The organism is Streptomyces sp. NBC_01341 (genome assembly GCF_035946055.1).
Taxonomy (GTDB): Bacteria; Actinomycetota; Actinomycetes; order Streptomycetales; family Streptomycetaceae; genus Streptomyces.
Map to the genome: position 1 here is coordinate 6,146,021 of NZ_CP108364.1, position 21,778 is coordinate 6,167,798.

At 70.6% G+C, this 21,778-nt stretch carries 19 protein-coding genes; 18 read left to right on the forward strand and 1 reads right to left on the reverse strand.

Annotated elements, in window-relative coordinates:
• Positions 1-4: 4 nt before the first annotated feature.
• The 12 genes from OG206_RS27155 (at position 5) to nusB (ending at position 12,826) form a co-directional block, all read left to right on the forward strand.
• Complete coding sequence (locus tag OG206_RS27155; protein WP_327120580.1) at positions 5-301, forward strand: DUF6167 family protein; 297 nt, start codon at positions 5-7, stop codon at positions 299-301.
• Positions 301-2,970 carry an alanine--tRNA ligase gene (gene alaS, locus OG206_RS27160; protein ID WP_327120582.1) on the forward strand — a complete coding sequence of 890 codons (2,670 nt, stop codon included), beginning with the start codon at positions 301-303 and terminating at the stop codon, positions 2,968-2,970. Before OG206_RS27155 ends, alaS begins: the two co-directional genes overlap by 1 nt.
• Positions 2,967-3,452: a Holliday junction resolvase RuvX gene (ruvX, locus tag OG206_RS27165; RefSeq protein ID WP_327120584.1), complete on the forward strand. Its 486-nt coding sequence runs from the start codon at positions 2,967-2,969 to the stop codon at positions 3,450-3,452. Before alaS ends, ruvX begins: the two co-directional genes overlap by 4 nt.
• Positions 3,453-3,553: 101 nt before the next feature.
• Entirely contained in the window at positions 3,554-5,413 is a 1,860-nt protein-coding gene (gene mltG / locus OG206_RS27170) for an endolytic transglycosylase MltG (protein ID WP_327120586.1), read from the forward strand.
• Positions 5,410-6,246, forward strand: a complete 837-nt coding sequence (locus OG206_RS27175; protein WP_327120588.1) for a shikimate dehydrogenase — start codon at positions 5,410-5,412, stop codon at positions 6,244-6,246. The genes mltG and OG206_RS27175 overlap by 4 nt, the downstream gene beginning before the upstream one ends.
• A 147-nt stretch (positions 6,247-6,393) precedes the next feature.
• Complete coding sequence (gene aroC / locus OG206_RS27180; protein ID WP_327120590.1) at positions 6,394-7,578, forward strand: chorismate synthase; 1,185 nt, start codon at positions 6,394-6,396, stop codon at positions 7,576-7,578.
• A complete protein-coding gene (gene aroB, locus OG206_RS27185) occupies positions 7,575-9,221 on the forward strand; it encodes a 3-dehydroquinate synthase (RefSeq protein ID WP_327120592.1) in 1,647 nt (548 codons plus the stop codon). The genes aroC and aroB overlap by 4 nt, the downstream gene beginning before the upstream one ends.
• A complete protein-coding gene (aroQ, locus tag OG206_RS27190) occupies positions 9,218-9,658 on the forward strand; it encodes a type II 3-dehydroquinate dehydratase (RefSeq protein WP_327120594.1) in 441 nt (146 codons plus the stop codon). The genes aroB and aroQ overlap by 4 nt, the downstream gene beginning before the upstream one ends.
• A gap of 107 nt (positions 9,659-9,765) precedes the next feature.
• On the forward strand, positions 9,766-10,575 hold the full coding sequence (locus tag OG206_RS27195; RefSeq protein ID WP_327120596.1) for a Pro-rich N-terminal domain-containing protein: 810 nt from the start codon (positions 9,766-9,768) through the stop codon (positions 10,573-10,575).
• A gap of 70 nt (positions 10,576-10,645) precedes the next feature.
• Positions 10,646-11,752 carry an aminopeptidase P family protein gene (locus OG206_RS27200; RefSeq protein ID WP_327120598.1) on the forward strand — a complete coding sequence of 369 codons (1,107 nt, stop codon included), beginning with the start codon at positions 10,646-10,648 and terminating at the stop codon, positions 11,750-11,752.
• 73 nt (positions 11,753-11,825) lie between these two features.
• Positions 11,826-12,392: an elongation factor P gene (gene efp / locus OG206_RS27205; protein ID WP_299540949.1), complete on the forward strand. Its 567-nt coding sequence runs from the start codon at positions 11,826-11,828 to the stop codon at positions 12,390-12,392.
• A gap of 2 nt (positions 12,393-12,394) precedes the next feature.
• Positions 12,395-12,826: a transcription antitermination factor NusB gene (gene nusB / locus OG206_RS27210; RefSeq protein WP_327120602.1), complete on the forward strand. Its 432-nt coding sequence runs from the start codon at positions 12,395-12,397 to the stop codon at positions 12,824-12,826.
• 176 nt (positions 12,827-13,002) lie between these two features.
• Here nusB and bldD read toward each other — a convergent pair whose 3' ends face one another.
• Positions 13,003-13,503, reverse strand: coding sequence for a transcriptional regulator BldD (gene bldD, locus OG206_RS27215; RefSeq protein ID WP_014157378.1), 501 nt, complete (start codon positions 13,501-13,503; stop codon positions 13,003-13,005).
• Positions 13,504-13,724: 221 nt separating this feature from the next.
• Between bldD and pyrR the strand changes: the two genes are divergently transcribed.
• The 6 genes from pyrR to carB all read left to right on the forward strand — a co-directional run bounded on the left by pyrR (position 13,725) and on the right by carB (position 21,753).
• Entirely contained in the window at positions 13,725-14,309 is a 585-nt protein-coding gene (gene pyrR, locus OG206_RS27220; RefSeq protein WP_327120607.1) for a bifunctional pyr operon transcriptional regulator/uracil phosphoribosyltransferase PyrR, read from the forward strand.
• 90 nt (positions 14,310-14,399) lie between these two features.
• Positions 14,400-15,416: an aspartate carbamoyltransferase catalytic subunit gene (locus tag OG206_RS27225; RefSeq protein ID WP_327120609.1), complete on the forward strand. Its 1,017-nt coding sequence runs from the start codon at positions 14,400-14,402 to the stop codon at positions 15,414-15,416.
• A gap of 2 nt (positions 15,417-15,418) precedes the next feature.
• Entirely contained in the window at positions 15,419-16,705 is a 1,287-nt protein-coding gene (locus OG206_RS27230; protein WP_327120611.1) for a dihydroorotase, read from the forward strand.
• Positions 16,702-17,313: a PH-like domain-containing protein gene (locus OG206_RS27235; protein WP_327120613.1), complete on the forward strand. Its 612-nt coding sequence runs from the start codon at positions 16,702-16,704 to the stop codon at positions 17,311-17,313. Before OG206_RS27230 ends, OG206_RS27235 begins: the two co-directional genes overlap by 4 nt.
• Positions 17,310-18,452 (forward strand): glutamine-hydrolyzing carbamoyl-phosphate synthase small subunit, encoded by a 1,143-nt coding sequence (gene carA / locus OG206_RS27240; protein WP_327120615.1) that lies wholly within the window; start codon positions 17,310-17,312, stop codon positions 18,450-18,452. Before OG206_RS27235 ends, carA begins: the two co-directional genes overlap by 4 nt.
• A complete protein-coding gene (gene carB / locus OG206_RS27245) occupies positions 18,445-21,753 on the forward strand; it encodes a carbamoyl-phosphate synthase large subunit (RefSeq protein WP_327120617.1) in 3,309 nt (1,102 codons plus the stop codon). Before carA ends, carB begins: the two co-directional genes overlap by 8 nt.
• Positions 21,754-21,778: the final 25 nt, after the last annotated feature.

Genomic DNA, 21,778 nt, shown 5'->3' on the forward strand with positions numbered 1-21,778 from the left:
AGCCATGTTCCGCCGTACGTTCTGGTTCACCGCCGGCGCAGCCGCCGGTGTCTGGGCCACCACCAAGGTCAACCGCAGGATCCGGCAGCTGACTCCCGAGAGTCTCGCGGCGCAGGCCGCCGACAAGGCGCTCGAGGCAGGTCACAGGCTGAAGGACTTCGCCCTCGACGTACGTGAGGGCATGGTCAGGCGTGAGGCCGAACTGGGCGGGGCGCTCGGCATCGAGGCCGCCGGCGAACCCGGCCCCGCCGGCTACCGATCACTTCCCTACAACTCGAACAACCGGAATGAGGACCACTAATGGAGTCGGCTGAAATTCGCCGCCGCTGGCTGAGCTTCTTCGAGGAGCGCGGTCACACCGTCGTGCCTTCGGCGTCGCTCATCGCGGACGACCCGACTCTGCTGCTGGTCCCCGCGGGCATGGTCCCCTTCAAGCCGTACTTCCTCGGTGAGGTCAAGCCGCCCGCCCCGCGCGTCACCAGCGTGCAGAAGTGCGTGCGCACGCCGGACATCGAAGAGGTCGGCAAGACCACGCGGCACGGCACGTTCTTCCAGATGTGCGGAAACTTCTCCTTCGGCGACTACTTCAAGGAAGGCGCCATCGAGTTCGCGTGGGCGGCGCTCACGAACTCCCTGGAGGACGGCGGCTTCGGGCTCGACCCCGAGCGCCTGTGGATCACCGTCTACCTCGACGACGACGAGGCCGAGCAGATCTGGCGCGACAAGATCGGTGTCCCCGCCGAGCGCATCCAGCGCCTGGGCAAGAAGGACAACTTCTGGTCCATGGGCGTCCCCGGCCCCTGCGGCCCCTGCTCCGAGATCAACTACGACCGCGGTCCCGAGTTCGGCGTCGAGGGTGGCCCCGCCGTCAACGACGAGCGCTACGTGGAGATCTGGAACCTCGTCTTCATGCAGTACGAGCGCGGCGCGGGCGACGGCAAGGAGGACTTCCCGATCCTGGGCGACCTGCCGTCGAAGAACATCGACACGGGACTCGGCCTCGAGCGCCTCGCCATGATCCTCCAGGGCGTACAGAACATGTACGAGACCGACACCCTGCGCGTCGTCATGGACAAGGCCACCGAGCTCACCGGCGTCCGCTACGGCGCCGACCACGGCTCGGACGTCTCCCTGCGCGTGGTCGCCGACCACATCCGCACCTCGGCGATGCTCATCGGCGACGGCGTCACCCCCGGCAACGAGGGCCGCGGCTACGTCCTGCGCCGCATCATGCGCCGTGCCATCCGCAACATGCGCCTCATGGGCGCCACCGGCCCGGTCGTCCGCGAGCTGATCGACGTGGTCGTGGAGACCATGGGTCTGCAGTACCCGGAGCTGATCACCGACCGCAAGCGCATCGAGACCGTCGCGCTCGCCGAGGAGGCCGCCTTCCTCAAGGCCCTCAAGGGCGGCACGAACATCCTCGAGACCGCCGTCACCGAGACCAAGGCCGCCGGCGGCCGGGTCCTGGCCGGCGACAAGGCGTTCCTGCTCCACGACACGTGGGGCTTCCCGATCGACCTCACGCTGGAGATGGCCGGCGAGCAGGGCCTCTCCGTCGACGAAGAGGGCTTCCGCCGCCTGATGCAGGAGCAGCGGGACAAGGCGAAGGCCGACGCCAAGGCCAAGAAGACCGGTCACGCCGACCTCTCCGCCTACCGCGAGGTGGCGGACAGGTCCGGTGTCACGGAGTTCACCGGCTACACCTCCACCGAGGGCGAGTCGACGGTCGTCGGCCTCCTCGTCGACGGCGTGCCCTCGCCCGCCGCGAGCGAGGGCGACGAGGTCGAGGTCGTCCTCGACCGCACCCCGTTCTACGCCGAGGGTGGTGGCCAGCTGGCCGACCAGGGCCGCATCAGGCTCGACACCGGCGCGGTCATCCACGTCCGCGACGTGCAGCAGCCCGTGCCCGGGGTCTCGGTCCACAAGGGTTCGGTACAGGTCGGCGAGGTGACGCTCGGGGCCTCGGCCCACGCCTCCATCGACAACACGCGCCGCCGCGCCATCGCCCGCGCCCACAGCGCCACCCACCTCACGCACCAGGCCCTGCGCGACGCGCTCGGTCCCACGGCCGCCCAGGCCGGCTCGGAGAACTCGCCCGGCCGCTTCCGCTTCGACTTCGGCTCGCCCGCCGCCGTCCCGGGCGCGGTGCTCACCGATGTCGAGCAGAAGATCAACGAAGTCCTCGCCCGGGAGCTCGACGTCCAGGCCGAGGTCATGTCCATCGACGACGCCAAGAAGCAGGGCGCCATCGCCGAGTTCGGCGAGAAGTACGGCGAGCGGGTCCGGGTCGTCACCATCGGCGACTTCTCCAAGGAGCTGTGCGGCGGCACGCACGTGCACAACACGGCCCAGCTCGGCCTGGTGAAGCTGCTCGGCGAGTCGTCCATCGGCTCCGGAGTGCGACGCATCGAGGCCCTCGTCGGCGTCGACGCGTACAACTTCCTCGCCAAGGAGCACACGGTCGTCGCGCAGCTCCAGGAGCTGCTGAAGGGCCGTCCCGAGGAGCTTCCCGAGAAGATCTCCGGCATGCTCGGCAAGCTCAAGGACGCCGAGAAGGAGATCGAGAAGTTCCGCGCGGAGAAGGTCCTGCAGGCCGCCGCCGGGCTCGTGGAGTCGGCGAAGGACGTGCGGGGTGTCGCCCTGGTCACGGGGCAGGTGCCGGACGGAACCTCGGCCGACGACCTGCGCAAGCTGGTCCTCGACGTGCGCGGGCGCATCCAGGGCGGCAGGCCCGCCGTGGTGGCCCTGTTCACCACGGCGAACGGCCGCCCGCTGACCGTCATCGCCACCAACGAGGCCGCCCGCGAGCGTGGTCTCAAGGCCGGTGACCTGGTCCGTACCGCCGCGAAGACCCTCGGCGGCGGCGGTGGCGGCAAGCCCGACGTCGCCCAGGGCGGCGGTCAGAACCCGGACGCCATCGGCGACGCCGTCGCCGCGGTCGAACGACTCGTCACCGAGACGGCATGACATCGGACATGCCGCAGATGCGCCGCGGACGCCGACTCGCGGTCGACGTCGGGGACGCCCGTATCGGGGTCGCCTCGTGCGACCCCGACGGGATTCTCGCCACGCCGGTGGAGACCGTGCCGGGACGTGACGTCCCGGCCGCCCACCGGCGGCTCGGCCAGATCGTCGAGGAGTACGAGCCGATCGAGGTCATCCTCGGGCTGCCCCGCTCCCTCGGCGGGGGCGAGGGGCCGGCGGCCGCGAAGGTCCGCGCCTTCGCCCAGGTGTTCGCCCGCGCGATCGCACCGATCCCCGTGCGTCTCGTGGACGAGAGGATGACCACAGTGACGGCCACGCAGGGGCTGCGGGCTTCGGGCGTGAAGTCCAAGAAGGGCCGGTCTGTCATCGACCAGGCTGCCGCTGTGGTCATCCTCCAGAACGCTCTGGAGTCCGAACGGGCGTCAGGCACTGCTCCGGGCGAGGGCGTCGAAGTGGTTGTCTGATCGCGATACGGTAACGTTCCGCGCGATGCGCCGGTGTTCGAACAGACACCGCACAGCCAAGCGAAGAGGCGGAGCGTCGTCTCGCGGCGTCAAGGGGATCGATGACTGAGTATGGCCGGGGCTCCGGCTCCGAACCATGGCATCCCGAGGACCCCTTGTACGGGGATCAGGGATGGGAAGGCCGCGAGGCCGCCCACGGCCAGGGCCAGTACGACGGCCGGCAGCAGCCCTACGCGCAGGACCCCTACACCGCACAGCAGGGCTACCAGCAGGACCCTTACGCGCATCAGCAGCAGCCGCAGCACCAGCAGGACCCGTACGCGCAGCAGCAGTACGGGGCCCAGCAGGACCCCTACGCCCAGCAGCCGCAGCAGGATCCCTACGGGCAACAGCAACAGCAGGGCCCCTACGCCCAGCAACAACAGCAGGATCCCTACGCGCAGCAGCAACAGCAGCAGGCCCCGTACTACCAGCAGCACGGCGCTCCCCAGGACCCCTACGCCCAGCAACCGCAGCAGCCGCAGCAGCCGCACTACGACGCCGGCTGGGACACGGGTCAGCAGCCCGCCATGCCGTACGGAGACCAGCAGCCCTACGCCAACGGACCCGGCGGCTACGGCGAGCAGGCCGACCACTACGGCACGCCTGAGGCCTACCCCCCGCCGCAGCCCCCGGGCCGCCGCGAGGAGGCGCCCGCACAGAAGAACCCGGACTGGGACCCGGACGTCCAGGAGGAGGAGACGCATCCTTTCTTCACGGGCGCGGACGCGCCGGCCACGGACCGGCGCTCGCGCGACTCCGACGGTCCCGCGGACGACGACGAGGACGACGACCCGCGTGACGCCCAGCGGGTCGGCGGCGAGCGCCGTGGCAAGGGCAAGAAGAAGAACCGCAACGGCTGCGCCTGCCTGGGCCTCTCGCTGATCCTCGTCGGGGGACTCGGCGGGGCGGGTTACTTCGGCTACTCGTACTACCAGAGCCAGTTCGGCGCGGCGCCCGACTTCACGGGCAGCGGCACGAGTTCGGTCGAGGTCGAGATTCCGGAGGGCGCGCTCGGGAACGAGATCGCGAACATCCTGAAGAAGGCCGGGGTCGTGAAATCGTCCGACGCCTTCATCTCGGCCCAGAACGGGAACCCCAAGGCCAAGTTCCTTCAGGCCGGCGTTTATCTCCTGAAGAAGGAGATGTCCGCCGACAGCGCCGTCGCGTTGATGCTCAGCCCGAAGAGTCAGAATGCGCTGATCATTCCCGAGGGCAAGAGCACCATCGAGGTGTACAACGCGATCGACGCCAGGCTGGAACTCAAGAAGGGCACCACCGCAGGCATCGCGAAGGCCAAGGCCAAGAGCATGGGCCTGCCCGAATGGGCGGACGACGATCCCAAGATCAAGGACCCGCTGGAAGGATTCCTCTTCCCGGCGGCCTACGCGGTGCCCAAGGGCTCGAAGCCCGAGGACGCGCTCAGGAAGATGGTCGCCCGGGCCAACAAGGAGTACAAGCCGCTCGAACTCGAGAAGAACGCGGCGAAGATGAAACTGAAATCGCCGCTCGAGCTCCTCACCGTGGCGAGCCTCGTCCAGAAAGAGGGCAAGTACAAGCACGATTTCGACAAGGTCGCCAGAGTGGTCTACAACCGGCTCGCGCCGAACCTGGAGACCGCCGGACGGCTCGAATTCGACTCGACGATCAACTACATCAGGGCCGAGAGCACGCTCGATCTCGGCCCGGTGGACGAGCTCCGGAAGATCGACGACCCGTACAACACCTACAAGTTCACGGGCCTGCCGCTCGGGCCGATCACGAACCCGGGCCTGGACGCGCTGAACTCCGCGATCGACCCGGCATCAGGACCCTGGTACTACTTCGTCTCCGTGACCGAGGACAAGACCCTGTTCGCGAAGACGAACGAGGAGCACGAGCGCAACCGCAGGGAGTACGAAGAGAGCAAGGCGGACCAGTGAGCACCACCCGCCGCGCCGCCGTCCTCGGCTCGCCGATCGCCCACTCGCTGTCCCCGGCCCTGCACCGGGCCGCCTACGCCGCGCTCGGTCTGCACGACTGGTCGTACGACCGGTTCGAGGTGGACGAGGCCGCACTGCCCGCGTTCGTCGAAGCACTGGACCCCTCATGGGCCGGCCTCTCCCTGACGATGCCGCTCAAGCGGGCGGTCATCCCGCTGCTCCACGAGATCACGGCGACCGCCGCGGCGGTCGAGGCGGTCAACACCGTCGTGCTCACCGCGGACGGCAGGCGGGTGGGCGACAACACGGACATCCCCGGGATGGTCGCCGCCCTGCGCGAACGGGGCGTGGACAAGGTCGAGTCCGCCGCGATCCTCGGCGCCGGTGCCACGGCCTCCTCGGCGCTCGGCGCACTCTCCGAGATCTGCACCGGTCCGGTCACCGCCTACGTGCGCAGCCGGGAACGGGCCGACGAGATGCGCGGCTGGGGCGAGCGCCTCGGGGTCGACGTCCGGACCGAGGACTGGGCGGAGGCCGCCACGGCTCTGCGTGCCCCCCTGGTCGTCGCGACGACGCCGGCCGGCACGACGGACACGCTGTCCGGTGCGGTGCCCGACGCGCCCGGCACGCTGTTCGACGTCCTGTACGAACCGTGGCCCACGGCGCTCGCCGCCCGGTGGTCGGCGGCGGGCGGGAGCGTCGTCGGCGGCTTGGACCTCCTCGTCCATCAGGCGGTCCTCCAGGTGGAGCAGATGACCGGGCGGAGCCCCGGACCGCTCGCCGCCATGCGGGCCGCGGGGGAGCGGGCGCTGGCGGCGCGGGAACGTCCTTAGCCCCGGCGGGCACCGGCTCCGAAACGTCCGTCTGCTGGACCGGCGACCGGACCGCACCCCCGGACGTGGGAGGATCGGGGGCGGCGGGCCAGGGCCGCGCACCCGGTCGCGCCGCCGCAGTTTCAGGCGCGAGCATGAGGAGCACCGTTGAGCAGGTTGCGCTGGCTGACCGCGGGGGAGTCGCACGGCCCCGCACTGGTGGCGACGCTGGAGGGTCTTCCCGCCGGCATCCCCGTCACCACGGAGATGGTGGCGGACGCGCTCGCCCGGCGACGGCTCGGTTACGGGCGTGGCGCGCGGATGAAGTTCGAGAGGGACGAGGTCACCTTCCTCGGCGGCGTCCGGCACGGTCTGACCATGGGCTCGCCTGTCGCCGTCATGGTCGGTAACACCGAGTGGCCCAAGTGGGAGCAGGTCATGTCGGCCGACCCGGTCGACCCCGAGGTGCTGGCGGCGCAGGCCCGCAACGCCCCCCTGACCCGCCCCAGGCCCGGTCACGCCGACCTGGCGGGGATGCAGAAGTACGGCTTCGACGAGGCCCGGCCCATCCTGGAGCGCGCCAGCGCCCGCGAGACCGCCGCCCGTGTCGCCCTCGGCGCCGTGGCCCGCTCCTACCTCAAGGAGACCGCGGGCATCGAGATCGTCAGCCACGTCGTCGAGCTGGCCGCGGCCAAGGCGCCTTACGGCGTCTACCCCAAGCCCTCCGACGTCGAGCGGCTCGACGCCGACCCGGTGCGCTGCCTGGACGCCGACGCGTCGAAGGCGATGGTCGCGGAGATCGACCAGGCCCACAAGGACGGCGACACCCTCGGCGGCGTCGTCGAGGTGCTCGCCTACGGCGTGCCCGTCGGCCTCGGCTCGCACGTGCACTGGGACCGCAGGCTCGACGCCCGCCTCGCCGCCGCCCTGATGGGCATCCAGGCCATCAAGGGCGTCGAGGTCGGCGACGGTTTCGACCTCGCCCGGGTGCCGGGATCCAAGGCGCACGACGAGATCCTCGCCACCGAGAACGGCATCAAGCGCGCCTCCGGCCGCTCCGGCGGCACCGAGGGCGGGCTCACCACCGGTGAGCTGCTGCGGGTCCGCGCCGCGATGAAGCCCATCGCCACCGTCCCGAAGGCGCTCGCCACCGTCGACGTGGTGACGGGCGAGGCGGCGAAGGCCCACCACCAGCGCTCCGACGTCTGCGCGGTCCCGGCCGCGGGCATCGTCGCCGAGGCCATGGTCGCCCTGGTGCTGGCCGACGCGGTCGCGGAGAAGTTCGGCGGCGACAGCGTCGCCGAGACCCACCGCAACGTGCAGTCGTACCTCTCCCACCTCCAGATCCGGTGAGCGGGCCCCTGATCGTCCTGGTCGGCCCGATGGGCGTCGGCAAGTCCACGGTGGGCGAGCTGCTCGCGGAGCGTCTGGGCGCCGGGTACCGCGACACCGACGCGGACATCGTCGCCACAGCCGGCAAGGCGATCTCCGAGATCTTCTTCGACGAGGGCGAGGAGCACTTCCGCGCGCTGGAACGGGAGGCCGTGAAGGCCGCGGTGGACCAGCACACGGGAGTCCTCGCCCTCGGCGGCGGCGCCGTACTGGACGACGCGACCCGGGCACTGCTGGCCGGGCGTCCGGTCGTCTACCTCTCGATGGACGTGGACGAGGCTGTCCGGAGGGTCGGGCTGAACACCGCGCGCCCCCTCCTCGCGGTGAACCCGCGGCGGCAGTGGCGCGAACTCATGGACGCCCGGCGCCACTTCTACGAGGAAGTGGCCCTGGCCACCGTCGCCACCGACGACCGCACCCCCGAAGAGGTCGCCCGGGCGATCCTCGACGTACTGGAACTGCCGGAGCGCACGGGTGAGCCCGTGGCGTCCGGCCGGGAGAACACAGCCATGACCGAGCAGGGCACCACACGCATCCGGATCGCCGGCACGGCGGGCACCGACCCCTACGACGTGCTGGTCGGCCGCCAGCTCCTCGGCGAGCTGCCGGGCCTCATCGGCGACCGCGTCAAGCGGGTCGCCGTCCTGCACCCCGAGGCGCTCGCCGAGACCGGTGAGACGATCCGCGAGGACCTCGCGGCCCAGGGCTACGAAGCCATCGCGATCCAGCTGCCGAACGCCGAGGAGGCCAAGACCGTCGAGGTCGCCGCCTACTGCTGGAAGGCGCTCGGCCAGACCGGCTTCACCCGTACCGACGTCATCGTAGGCATCGGCGGCGGCGCCACCACCGACGTCGCGGGCTTCGTCGCCGCCTCGTGGCTGCGCGGGGTGCGGTGGATCGCCGTACCGACGACCGTGCTCGGCATGGTCGACGCGGCCGTCGGCGGCAAGACCGGCATCAACACGGCCGAGGGCAAGAACCTCGTCGGCGCCTTCCACCCGCCCGCCGGGGTGCTCTGCGACCTCGCGGCGCTGGACTCGCTGCCGGTCAACGACTACGTCTCCGGCATGGCCGAGATCATCAAGGCGGGCTTCATCGCCGACCCGGTGATCCTCGACCTGGTCGAGGCCGATCCCCAGGGCGCCCGTACGCCCGCTGGTCCGCACACCGCGGAACTGATCGAGCGTTCCATCCGGGTCAAGGCGGAGGTCGTCTCCAGCGACCTCAAGGAGTCCGGGCTCCGGGAGATCCTCAACTACGGGCACACACTGGCTCACGCCATCGAGAAGAACGAGCGCTACAAGTGGCGCCACGGAGCCGCCGTCTCCGTCGGCATGGTCTTCGCCGCCGAACTGGGCCGCCTCGCCGGGCGCCTGGACGACGCCACCGCAGACCGGCACCGCGCCGTCCTGGAGTCCGTCGGGCTGCCGCTCACCTACCGCGGCGACCAGTGGCCCAAGCTCCTGGAGAACATGAAGGTCGACAAGAAGTCCCGCGGCGACCTGCTGCGCTTCATCGTCCTGGACGGCATCGGGAAGCCCACCGTGCTGGAAGGCCCCGACCCGGCGGTGCTGCTCGCCGCCTACGGGGAGGTCTCCGCGTGAGCCGCAGGGTCCTCGTGCTCAACGGCCCCAACCTCGGACGCCTCGGCTCGCGCGAGCCCGACGTGTACGGGGCGACGTCCTACGCCGGTCTCGTCGAGACGTGCCGGGCGCTCGGCAGGGAACTCGGCTTCGACGTCGAGGTCCGCGAGACCAACGACGAGGGCGAGCTGATCTGCTGGCTCCACGAGGCGGCCGACGGCTCTCTGCCGGTCGTCATCAACCCGGGTGCCTTCACGCACTATTCCTACGGGATGCGGGACGCGGCGGCCCAGCGCACCGCCCCGCTGATCGAGGTGCACATCTCGAATCCGTACGCCCGGGAGGAGTTCCGCCACACCTCGGTGATCGCCCCGGTGGCGACCGGGACCGTCGCGGGGTTCGGGATCGGCTCCTACCGGCTCGCCCTGCGGGCCATCGCCGGCGAACTGACCGACTGACAAGGGGCACTTCGTGCCCTCCCCACCCGTTCACAGCGTGGCGGCCGGGGAGGGTACCGTTGCCGTCGACCAGCGCCAGTTGCCTGCACGAGACGGAGTGGCACCGGATGCAGCACGCAGTGGGGGCCCCGCTGCCGCCGCCCCAGGGTCCCGGGAACGGACCCTGGGCGCACCAGGCCCAGCACCCCGGCCATCCCGGCGCCCCCGGGACGCCGCCGCCCGCGGCACCGGCGCCCCAGGCGCCCCCCACGCCCCGGCACGCCCCGGTGCCGCCCTCCAGGGAATCCACCGGGCACATCCAGCTGCCACCCGGCGGCCCCGTACCGCTGCCCGCGCCGCCCGCCGAGCCGGGCACCGGGGCGGCGACCCTGGCGGTGCTGCTCATCGGCCCCGCCGGAGCGGGCAAGACCACGGTCGCCAAGCTCTGGGCGGGCCGCCGCCGCGTCCCCACCGCGCACGTCTCGCTCGACGACGTCCGCGAATGGGTCTGCTCCGGTTTCGCCGATCCGCAGGCCGGATGGAACGACCACTCGGAGGCCCAGTACCGCCTGGCCCGGCGCACCTGCGGCTTCGCGGCCCGCAACTTTCTCGCCAACGGCATCTCCTGCATCCTCGACGACGCGGTCTTCCCGGACCGGCCCGTCGTCGGCCTCGGCGGCTGGAAGCGCCACGTCGGTCCCGGCCTGCTCCCCGTCGTCCTCCTGCCCGGCCTCGAGGTCGTCCTGGAGCGCAACGCGGCCCGCAGCGGGAACCGCCGGCTCTCCGACGAGGAGGTGGCGCGGATCCACGGCCGCATGGCCGGCTGGTACGGCTCCGGACTCCCGATCATCGACAACTCCACCTACGACGTCGAGACGACCGCCCGGGTCCTCGACGACGTCCTGGCCCGTTCCATAGCCAGCCCGCCGTCCTGGTAGCGGCCTCGCGGGACCCCGGTCGGATGCGCTGACCGGGCGGGCCGACGCCCGCGCTCGTAGGCTCGAAAACATGTCAGAGGTGTACGCCGTCCGACGCGGTCTGCTGCGCGACCGTTACGCCGCCGCCGGATCCGCGGCCGCCCTGGTCTCGCGCCCCGCCAACGTCCGCTACCTCGCGGGCGCCGCCCCACCCGGCGCCGTGCTGCTGCTCGGCCCCCGCGAGGACGTCCTGCTCTGCCCCCGCGCGCCGGGCGACGACTCCGTGCACGGCCGTCCCGACGAACAGCTGCGGCTGAGCGTCCTGCCCGACCCCGCGGGCGACCCCGTCGTCGCCGCGGCCGGGCTGGCCCTCTCCTCGGACGCGGGCTCGCTGTCCGTCGAGGAGAACGACCTCACGGTGGCCCGGCACCGCGCCATGCTCGCCGCGGCCCCAGGGCTGCGCCTGGCCGACCTCGGCTTCGCCGTGCAGCAGCTGAGGATCGTCAAGGACGAGGAGGAGCTCGCCTGCCTGCGGATCGCCGCCGAGATCACCGACCACGCGCTCGGAGAGCTCCTGGAGTCGATCCTCGTCGGCCGTACCGAACGTCACCTGGCCCTGGAGCTGGAGCGCCGGCTGGTGGACCACGGCGCTGACGGGCCGGCGTTCCCCACGTCGGTCGGGACCGGTCCCAATTCGGGCAGGGGGCGGCACCGGCCCTCGGACCGAAGGGTCGAGGAGGGCGATTTCCTATCGGTCTGCCTCGGCGCGAACTATCGCGGATACCGCTGCGAGATCGGACGGACCTTCGTCATCGGGACCAGCCCCGCGGACTGGCAGATCGACCTCTACGACCTCGTTTTCGCCGCTCAGCGGGCCGCGAGGGAGGCTCTCCTGCCGGGGGCCGCATACCGAGACGTCGACCGGGCGGCCCGCCAGCTCCTGGACTCCGCGGGCCACTCGGAAGGCCTCCAGCCCAGTACCGGGCACGGGGTCGGGCTCGAAATCGACGAGGACCCGCAGTTGGCACCGACAGCCATGGGTAAACTGGACGCTTGTGTGCCGGTCACCGTCGAACCGGGGGTCCACCTCCCGGGCCGGGGCGGTGTCCGGATCGATGACACGCTCGTCGTGCGCCCCGAGGCGGACGGCGGACCCGAGCTACTCACCATTACGACCAAGGAGCTGCTCGCGCTCTAGGGGATCTCCTCGCGGAGGCTCCGGCGCGCATCCCCGGTCGTCCACCAGCTTCAGTCCAGGAGATTCCGCAACCGTGGCTTCCACGAACGACCTCAAGAACGGCCTGGTGCTCAAGCTCGACGGAGGCCAGCTCTGGTCCGTCGTCGAGTTCCAGCACGTCAAGCCCGGCAAGGGCCCCGCCTTCGTGCGCACCAAGCTCAAGAACGTGCTCTCCGGCAAGGTCGTCGACAAGACGTTCAACGCCGGCGTGAAGGTCGAAACGGCCACCATCGACCGCCGGGACATGCAGTTCTCGTACATGGACGGCGAGTACTTCGTCTTCATGGACATGGACACGTACGACCAGCTCATGGTCGACCGCAAGTCCGTCGGTGACGCCGCCAACTTCCTGATCGAGGGCTTCACCGCCTCCGTCGCGCAGCACGAGGGCGAGGTGCTCTACGTCGAGCTGCCCGCCGCGGTCGAGCTGACCATCCAGCACACCGACCCGGGCGTCCAGGGTGACCGTTCCACCGGTGGCACCAAGCCCGCCACCCTGGAGACCGGTTACGAGATCGGCGTCCCGCTCTTCATCACCACCGGCGAGAAGATCAAGGTCGACACCCGCACGGGCGACTACCTCGGCCGGGTGAACAGCTAACCGTGGCTGCCCGGAACAAGGCACGCAAGCGCGCCTTCCAGATCCTTTTCGAGGCCGACCAGCGCGGTGAGTCCGTGCAGACGGTCCTCGCGGACTGGGTGCGGCTCTCGCGGACCGATGACCGTCAGCCGCCGGTCGGCGAATTCACGATGGAGCTCGTCGAGGGGTACGCGCAGTACGCGGACCGCATCGACGACCTCATCGTCACCTACGCGGTGGACTGGGAGATCGACCGCATGCCGGTCGTCGACCGGAGCCTCCTGCGGCTCGGCGCCTACGAGCTGATCTGGATGGACTCCACCCCCGACGCCGTGGTGATCGACGAGGCCGTACAGCTCGCCAAGGAGTTCTCCACGGACGACTCCCCGGCCTTCGTGAACGGCCTGCTGGCCCGGTTCAAGGACCTCAAGCCGAACCTCCGCCGGGAGCAGTAGCGGTCCGGCGGCGTTGAGCCGAACGAAGGGCCCACGGCCGAACCGGCCGTGGGCCCTTCGGCGTACCTGCGCCCGCGCGCGCAGGGTGAGGCCGGCGGGCGGAGCACGAAAAAGCCGGGCCGGCGGGGGCCCTGAGGCACCCCGCCGACCCGGCGGTACGTTTCTGCGGGGGCTGGTCAGCCCTCGTCGTGGGCCACCGCGCGGCGCGCGTCCGCGTCCAGCACGCCCCAGCTGATCAGCTGCTCCGTGAGCACGGAAGGCGACTGGTCGTAGATCACGGCCAGGGTGCGGAGGTCGTCCTGGCGGATCGAGAGCACCTTGCCGTTGTAGTCGCCGCGCTGGCTCTGGATCGTCGCCGCGTAACGCTGCAGCGGACCGGCCTTCTCCGGCGGCACGTGGGCGAGGCGCTCCAGGTCGAGGACGAGCTTCGGCGGCGGCTCGGCGGCACCGCCGGGCGTCGTGCCGGGCAGGAGCTCCTGGACCGGGACGCCGTAGAAGTCGGCCAGCTCGGCAAGGCGCTGCACGGTCACGGCGCGGTCGCCGCGCTCGTAGGAACCGACCACGACGGCCTTCCAGCGGCCCTGCGACTTCTCCTCCACGCCGTGGAGGGAGAGGCCTTGCTGGGTGCGGATGGCGCGGAGCTTGGCCCCGAGCTGCTTTGCGTATTCGCTGGACATAGGGCTCCCCGGACGCTGGAACGTTCTGCGGCTGGGCCGCGTGGCTGGTAACTCACTGTGAGGTTACGCAGCGTTACTTGGCTGCGTCAAGCCGAAAGGTCCGCAGTGCCACCTCCTGGGGGCGGGGCCGGGGGCTCACGCAAGCCCTGGTAACGTGGATGACGCAATTTCGACGTCCTTTAACGTCCGTCCAGTGAGGCGGAGAAGGAGGTCCGTTTCTTATGGACGCACAGCATGACCACACCGGCAATGCGGCACGCCCCGTTCTCGAGGCTCCCGACATCGCCCGCGCTCTGACCCGAATCGCCCACGAGATCGTCGAACGCGCCAAGGGCGCCGACGACGTGGTGCTCCTCGGCATCCCTACGCGGGGGGTCTTCCTCGCCCGTCGGCTCGCCGGAAAACTCGAGGAGATCACCGGCCTGAAGACGCCGGTCGGATCACTCGACATCACGATGTACCGCGACGACCTCAGGATGCGCCCCGCGCGCGCCCTGGCACGCACCGAGATCCCCGGTGAGGGCATCGAGGACCGCCTCGTCGTGCTCGTCGACGACGTGCTCTTCTCCGGCCGCACGATCCGCGCGGCGCTCGACGCGCTCGGCGACATCGGCCGGCCCCGTGCCGTGCAGCTCGCCGTCCTCGTCGACCGGGGTCACCGCGAACTCCCGATCCGCGCCGACTACGTCGGCAAGAACCTCCCCACATCCCTGCGGGAGACGGTCAGGGTCCAGCTCTCCGAGGAGGACGGCCGCGACGCCGTGCTGCTCGGCGTCAAGCAGACCGTCCCGGCGGGCGAGCAGTAGCTGCGGTCGGACTCCGTGCGCCCCACCGGCCGCCCGGCAGCTTCCGCACGCCCGTTTGCCTGAATCCTCCACCCCTCTCGGAGATCCCAGATGCTGCGCCCTCCCGGGGAACACCCCCGGACCCCCCGTCACCTGATCTCGGCAGCCGACCTCACCCGCGACGACGCCGTCCTGATCCTCGACACCGCCGAGGAGATGGCCCGGGTCGCCGACCGGCCGATCAAGAAGCTCCCCACCCTGCGGGGCCGCACCGTCGTCAACCTCTTCTTCGAGGACTCGACGAGGACCCGGATCTCGTTCGAGGCCGCGGCCAAGCGGCTCTCCGCCGACGTCATCAACTTCTCCGCGAAGGGCTCGTCCGTCTCCAAGGGCGAATCGCTCAAGGACACCGCCCTGACGCTGGAGGCCATGGGGGCGGACGCCGTCGTCATCCGGCACGGCGCCTCGGGAGCCCCGTACCGTCTCGCGACGTCCGGCTGGATCGACAGCGCGGTCGTCAACGCGGGCGACGGGACGCACGAGCACCCCACCCAGGCGCTGCTGGACGCGTTCACGATGCGCCGCAGGCTGGTCGGTCCCGACGCCGGTATCGGCCGTGATCTCGAAGGCCGCCGGATCACGATCGTCGGCGACATTCTCCACAGCCGGGTGGCCCGCTCCAACGTCCACCTCCTGCACACCCTCGGCGCCCACGTCACCCTGGTGGCCCCGCCGACCCTCGTGCCCGTCGGCGTCGAGCAGTGGCCCTGCGACGTCAGCTACCGCCTCGACGACGTGCTGCCGAAGTCGGACGCGGTCATGATGCTGCGAGTGCAGCGCGAGCGCATGAACGCCGCCTACTTCCCCACCGAGCGCGAGTACTCCCGCCGCTACGGCCTGGACGGCGAGCGCATGGCCCGGATGCCCGAGCACTCCATCGTCATGCACCCCGGACCGATGGTCCGCGGCATGGAGATCACCGCCGAGGTCGCCGACTCCGACCGGTGCACCGCCGTGGAGCAGGTCGCGAACGGTGTCTCCACCCGCATGGCCGTCCTCTACCTGCTGCTGGGCGGCTCCGAGACCGCCCTGCCGTCCGCCGCCGCCCGTACCGAGGAGAACAAGTAACCATGAGCAAGACCCTTATCCGCGGTGCGAAGGTCCTCGGCGGCGAGCCGCAGGACGTCCTCATCGACGGCGAGAACATCGTCGCCACGGGCACCGGGCTCGACGCCGAGGGCGCCACCGTGATCGAGGCGGAGGGCCGGATCCTGCTGCCCGGCCTCGTCGACCTGCACACCCACCTGCGCGAACCGGGACGCGAGGACTCCGAGACCGTCCTCACCGGCACCAGGGCGGCCGCGGCCGGCGGCTTCACGGCCGTCCACGCCATGGCCAACACCTTCCCCGTCGCCGACACCGCCGGCGTCGTCGAGCAGGTCTGGCGGCTCGGCAAGGAGTCCGGCTACTGCGACGTGCAGCCCATCGGGGCCGTCACCGTGGGCCTGGAGGGCAAGCAGCTCGCCGAGCTCGGCGCCATGCACGACTCCGCCGCCGGAGTGAAGGTCTTCTCCGACGACGGCAAGTGCGTCGACGACGCGGTGATCATGCGCCGCGCCCTGGAGTACGTGAAGGCCTTCGACGGCGTGGTCGCCCAGCACGCCCAGGAGCCCCGCCTCACCGAGGGCGCCCAGATGAACGAGGGCGTCGTCTCGGCCGAGCTCGGTCTCGGCGGCTGGCCCGCCGTCGCCGAGGAGTCGATCATCGCCCGCGACGTGCTCCTCGCCGCCCACGTCGGCTCGCGGGTGCACATCTGCCACCTGTCGACCGCCGGGTCCGTCGAGATCGTGCGCTGGGCCAAGTCCAAGGGCTGGAACGTCACGGCCGAGGTCACCCCGCACCACCTGCTGCTCACCGACGAACTCGTGCGGTCCTACAACCCCGTCTACAAGGTGAACCCGCCGCTGCGCACCGAGGCCGACGTCATGGCCCTGCGTGAGGCCCTCGCCGACGGCACCATCGACTGCGTGGCCACCGACCACGCACCGCACCCGCACGAGGACAAGGACTGCGAGTGGGCGGCCGCCGCCATGGGGATGGTGGGCCTGGAGACCGCGCTGTCCGTGGTCCAGCAGACGATGGTGGACACCGGTCTCCTCGACTGGGCGGGCGTCGCCGACCGCATGTCGCTGCGCCCCGCGGCCATCGGCCGGCTCGAGGGACACGGCCGCCCCGTCTCGGCGGGTGAGCCCGCCAACCTCGTCCTCGTCGATCCGGCATACCGTGGAGCAGTGGACCCCGCGGGCTTCGCCTCCCGCAGCCGCAACACTCCGTACGAGGGTCGCGAGCTGCCCGGCCGAGTGACCCACACCTTCCTGCGGGGCCGTGCCACGGTCGTCGACGGGAAGCTCGCGTGACAACACTCAACTCCGGTTTTCAGCTGTACCGGCTGGCCGCGGACCAGAAATCGGCCGAGGTGACGGACTGGTCCGCCCGCATCAGCTGGGTCCTCGGACTGGCTGTCTTCGTCGCGTTCGTCTACTGGCTGATGCGCCAGGGATGGAAGTGGCGGGGCCGCCTGCAGTCCGGTATCCCGGCGCTCGCGACCACACCCGAAGGGTTCGCCGACGGCGAGAAGCTGCTCACCCTGACCGGTCGCTACCACGCGTCGACGACCGCCGGGCAGTGGCTCGACAGGATCGTGGCGCACGGCCTGGGCACCCGGAGCCGTGTCGAGCTGACCCTCACCGAGCAGGGCCTCGACGTCGTGCGCCCCGGCGCCGCCGACTTCTTCGTCCCGGCGGCCGCGCTGCGCGAGGCCAGGCTCGACAAGGCTCTCGCGGGCAAGGTTCTGCCCGAGGGAGGCCTGCTGGTCATCACCTGGGCGCTCGGCGACCAGCTGATCGACTCGGGCTTCCGCTCCGACCACGCGGCCGAGCACCAGGCCTGGGTCGACGCGGTCAACCACCTCGGCGGCGCAGCCGCCCACCACCCCACCAGCACGACGGAAGGCACCGCACGATGACGATCTCCACCCGGGGAGCAGGAAAAGCTCCCGCCGTACTCGTCCTGGAGGACGGCCGCTCCTTCCGCGGCCGCGCCTACGGGGCCGTGGGGGAGACCTTCGGCGAGGCTGTGTTCTCCACCGGCATGACCGGTTACCAGGAAACGCTCACCGACCCCTCGTACCACCGCCAGGTGGTCGTCATGACCGCCCCGCACGTCGGCAACACCGGGGTCAACGACGAGGACCCCGAGTCGAAGCGGATCTGGGTCTCCGGCTACGTCGTGCGCGACCCCGCACGGGTGCCCTCGAACTGGCGCTCGCGCCGCTCCCTCGACGAGGAACTCGCGAGCCAGGGCGTCGTCGGCATCAGCGGTGTCGACACCCGCGCCCTCACCCGCCACCTGCGCGAGCGCGGCGCGATGCGCGTCGGCATCTTCTCCGGCGAGGGCCTCGCCGACCAGGAGACGCTCCTGGCCCGCGTGCGCCAGGCCCCGGAGATGGCCGGCGCCGACCTCGCGGCCGAGGTTGCCACCAAGGAGGCGTACGTCGTACCCGCCATCGGTACGAAGAAGTTCACGGTCGCGGCCATCGACCTCGGCATCAAGGGCATGACCCCGCACCGCATGGCGGAGCGCGGCATCGAGGTCCACGTGCTGCCGGCGACGGCCACCCTGGAGGACGTGTACGCGGTCGCGCCCGACGGCGTGTTCTTCTCCAACGGCCCCGGTGACCCGTCCACCGCCGACCACCCGGTCTCCGTGATGCGGGGGGTCCTGGAGCGGAAGACCCCGCTCTTCGGCATCTGCTTCGGCAACCAGATCCTGGGCCGCTCTCTCGGCTTCGGCACGTACAAGCTGAAGTACGGCCACCGCGGCATCAACCAGCCGGTGCAGGACCGCACGACCGGCAAGGTCGAGGTCACCGCGCACAACCACGGCTTCGCCGTCGACGCTCCGCTCGACAAGGTCTCCGACACGGAGTTCGGCCGGGCCGAGGTCTCCCACGTATGCCTCAACGACCAGGTCGTCGAAGGGCTGCAGCTGCTCGACCAGCCGGCCTTCAGCGTCCAGTACCACCCCGAAGCAGCCGCGGGCCCGCACGACGCCGCGTACCTCTTCGACCGTTTCGTCACCCTGATGGAGGGCCAGCGTGCCTAAGCGCTCCGATATCCAGTCCGTCCTGGTCATCGGCTCCGGCCCGATCGTCATCGGTCAGGCCGCCGAATTCGACTACTCCGGCACCCAGGCCTGCCGTGTGCTCAAGGCCGAGGGCCTGCGCGTGATCCTGGTGAACTCCAACCCGGCGACGATCATGACCGACCCGGAGATCGCCGACGCCACGTACGTCGAGCCGATCACCCCCGAGTTCGTCGAGAAGATCATCGCCAAGGAGCGCCCCGACGCCCTGCTCCCGACCCTGGGAGGCCAGACCGCGCTCAACACCGCGATCTCCATGCACGACAACGGCGTGCTGGAGAAGTACGGCGTCGAGCTCATCGGCGCCAACGTCGAGGCCATCAACAAGGGCGAGGACCGCGACCTCTTCAAGGGAGTCGTCGAGGCCGTCAAGGCCAAGATCGGCTACGGCGAGTCCGCCCGTTCCGTCATCTGCCACACCATGGACGACGTCATCGCGGGCGTCGACACCCTCGGCGGTTACCCCGTCGTCGTCCGCCCCTCCTTCACGATGGGCGGCGCCGGCTCCGGCTTCGCCCACGACGAGGAGGAGCTGCGCCGCATCGCCGGGCAGGGCCTCACGCTCTCGCCGACCACCGAGGTGCTCCTGGAGGAGTCCATCCTCGGCTGGAAGGAGTACGAGCTGGAGCTCATGCGCGACCGGAACGACAACGTCGTGGTCGTCTGCTCCATCGAGAACTTCGACCCCATGGGCGTCCACACCGGTGACTCCATCACGGTCGCCCCGTCGATGACCCTCACCGACCGTGAGTACCAGCGGCTGCGCGACATCGGTATCGCGATCATCCGCGAGGTCGGCGTCGACACCGGCGGCTGCAACATCCAGTTCGCCATCGACCCCACCGACGGCCGGGTCATCGTCATCGAGATGAACCCGCGCGTCTCCCGGTCCTCCGCACTCGCCTCCAAGGCCACCGGCTTCCCGATCGCCAAGATCGCCGCCAAGCTGGCCGTCGGCTACACGCTGGACGAGATCCCGAACGACATCACCGAGAAGACGCCGGCCTCCTTCGAGCCGACCCTCGACTACGTCGTCGTCAAGGCCCCGCGCTTCGCCTTCGAGAAGTTCCCCTCCGCCGACTCCACCCTCACCACCACCATGAAGTCGGTCGGCGAGGCCATGGCCATCGGCCGTAACTTCACCGAGGCGCTGCAGAAGGCCCTGCGCTCCCTGGAGAAGAAGGGCTCGCAGTTCGCCTTCACCGGTGAGACAGGTGACAAGGCGGAACTGCTCGCGGAGGCGGTCCGCCCGACGGACGGCCGCATCAACACCGTCATGCAGGCGATCCGCGCCGGCGCCACGCAGGAAGAGGTCTTCGACGCCACGAGGATCGACCCCTGGTTCGTCGACCAGCTCTTCCTGATCAAGGAGATCGCCGACGAGCTGGCCGCCGCCGAGCGCCTCGACGCCGAGCTGATCGCCGAGGCCAAGCGGCACGGCTTCTCCGACGCCCAGATCGGTGAGATCCGCGGCCTGCGTGAGGACGTCGTGCGCGAGGTCCGGCACGCGCTCGGTATCCGCCCCGTCTACAAGACGGTGGACACCTGCGCGGCGGAGTTCGCGGCGAAGACGCCGTACTTCTACTCCTCCTACGACGAGGAGAGCGAGGTCGCGCCCCGCACCAAGCCCGCGGTGATCATCCTCGGCTCCGGGCCGAACCGCATCGGCCAGGGCATCGAGTTCGACTACTCGTGCGTCCACGCCTCGTTCGCCCTGCACGACGCGGGCTACGAGACGGTGATGGTCAACTGCAACCCGGAGACCGTCTCCACGGACTACGACACCTCCGACCGGCTCTACTTCGAGCCGCTCACGCTGGAGGACGTCCTCGAGATCGTGCACGCGGAGTCGCTCGCCGGCCCGATCGCCGGTGTCATCGTGCAGCTCGGCGGCCAGACCCCGCTCGGCCTCGCGCAGGCGCTCAAGGACAACGGCGTCCCCGTGGTGGGTACGTCCCCCGAGGCCATCCACGCGGCCGAGGACCGGGGCGCCTTCGGCCGGGTGCTCGCCGAGGCCGGTCTGCCCGCCCCGAAGCACGGCACGGCGACCACGTTCGCCGAGGCCAAGGCCATCGCCGACGAGATCGGCTACCCCGTCCTCGTCCGCCCCAGCTACGTGCTCGGCGGCCGCGGTATGGAGATCGTCTACGACGAGACCCGGCTCTCCTCGTACATCGCGGAGTCCACCGAGATCAGCCCCACCCGGCCGGTCCTGGTCGACCGATTCCTCGACGACGCGATCGAGATCGACGTCGACGCGCTCTACGACGGCACCGAGCTCTACCTCGGCGGCGTCATGGAGCACATCGAGGAGGCCGGCATCCACTCCGGCGACTCCGCCTGCGCGCTGCCTCCGATCACGCTCGGCGGCTACGACATCAAGCGGCTGCGCACCTCGACCGAGGCCATCGCCAAGGGAGTCGGCGTCCGCGGACTGATCAACATCCAGTTCGCGCTCTCCGGTGACATCCTGTACGTCCTGGAGGCCAACCCGCGTGCCTCGCGGACCGTCCCCTTCACCTCGAAGGCGACCGCCGTCCCGCTGGCGAAGGCCGCCGCCCGGATCTCCCTCGGCGCGACCGTCGCGGAACTGCGCGCGGAGGGCCTGCTGCCCAAGGTGGGCGACGGCGGCACGCTGCCGCTGGACGCGCCGATCTCCGTCAAGGAGGCCGTCATGCCGTGGTCGCGTTTCCGCGACGTCCACGGCCGCGGCGTCGACACGGTCCTCGGCCCGGAGATGCGGTCCACCGGTGAAGTCATGGGCATCGACTCGGTGTTCGGCACCGCGTACGCCAAGTCGCAGGCGGGCGCCTACGGTCCGCTGCCGACCAAGGGCCGTGCCTTCATCTCCGTCGCCAACCGCGACAAGCGCTCGATGATCTTCCCGGCGCGTGAACTCGTCGCCCACGGCTTCGAGCTGTTCGCGACCTCCGGCACCGCCGAGGTGCTCAAGCGCAACGGCATCAACGCCACCGTCGTGCGCAAGCAGTCCGAGGGCGAGGGCCCGAACGGCGAGAAGACCATCGTCCAGCTGATCCACGACGGCGGGGTCGACCTCATCGTCAACACGCCCTACGGCACGGGCGGCAGGCTCGACGGTTACGAGATCCGCACCGCCGCCGTGGCGCGGTCCGTGCCGTGCCTCACGACGGTCCAGGCCCTCGCCGCAGCCGTCCAGGGCATCGACGCGCTCAACCACGGAGGGGTCGGAGTACGTTCCCTCCAGGAACACGCGGAACATCTGACCGCGGCACGCGACTAGCAGTCAGGCCCAGCAGGGGGACACC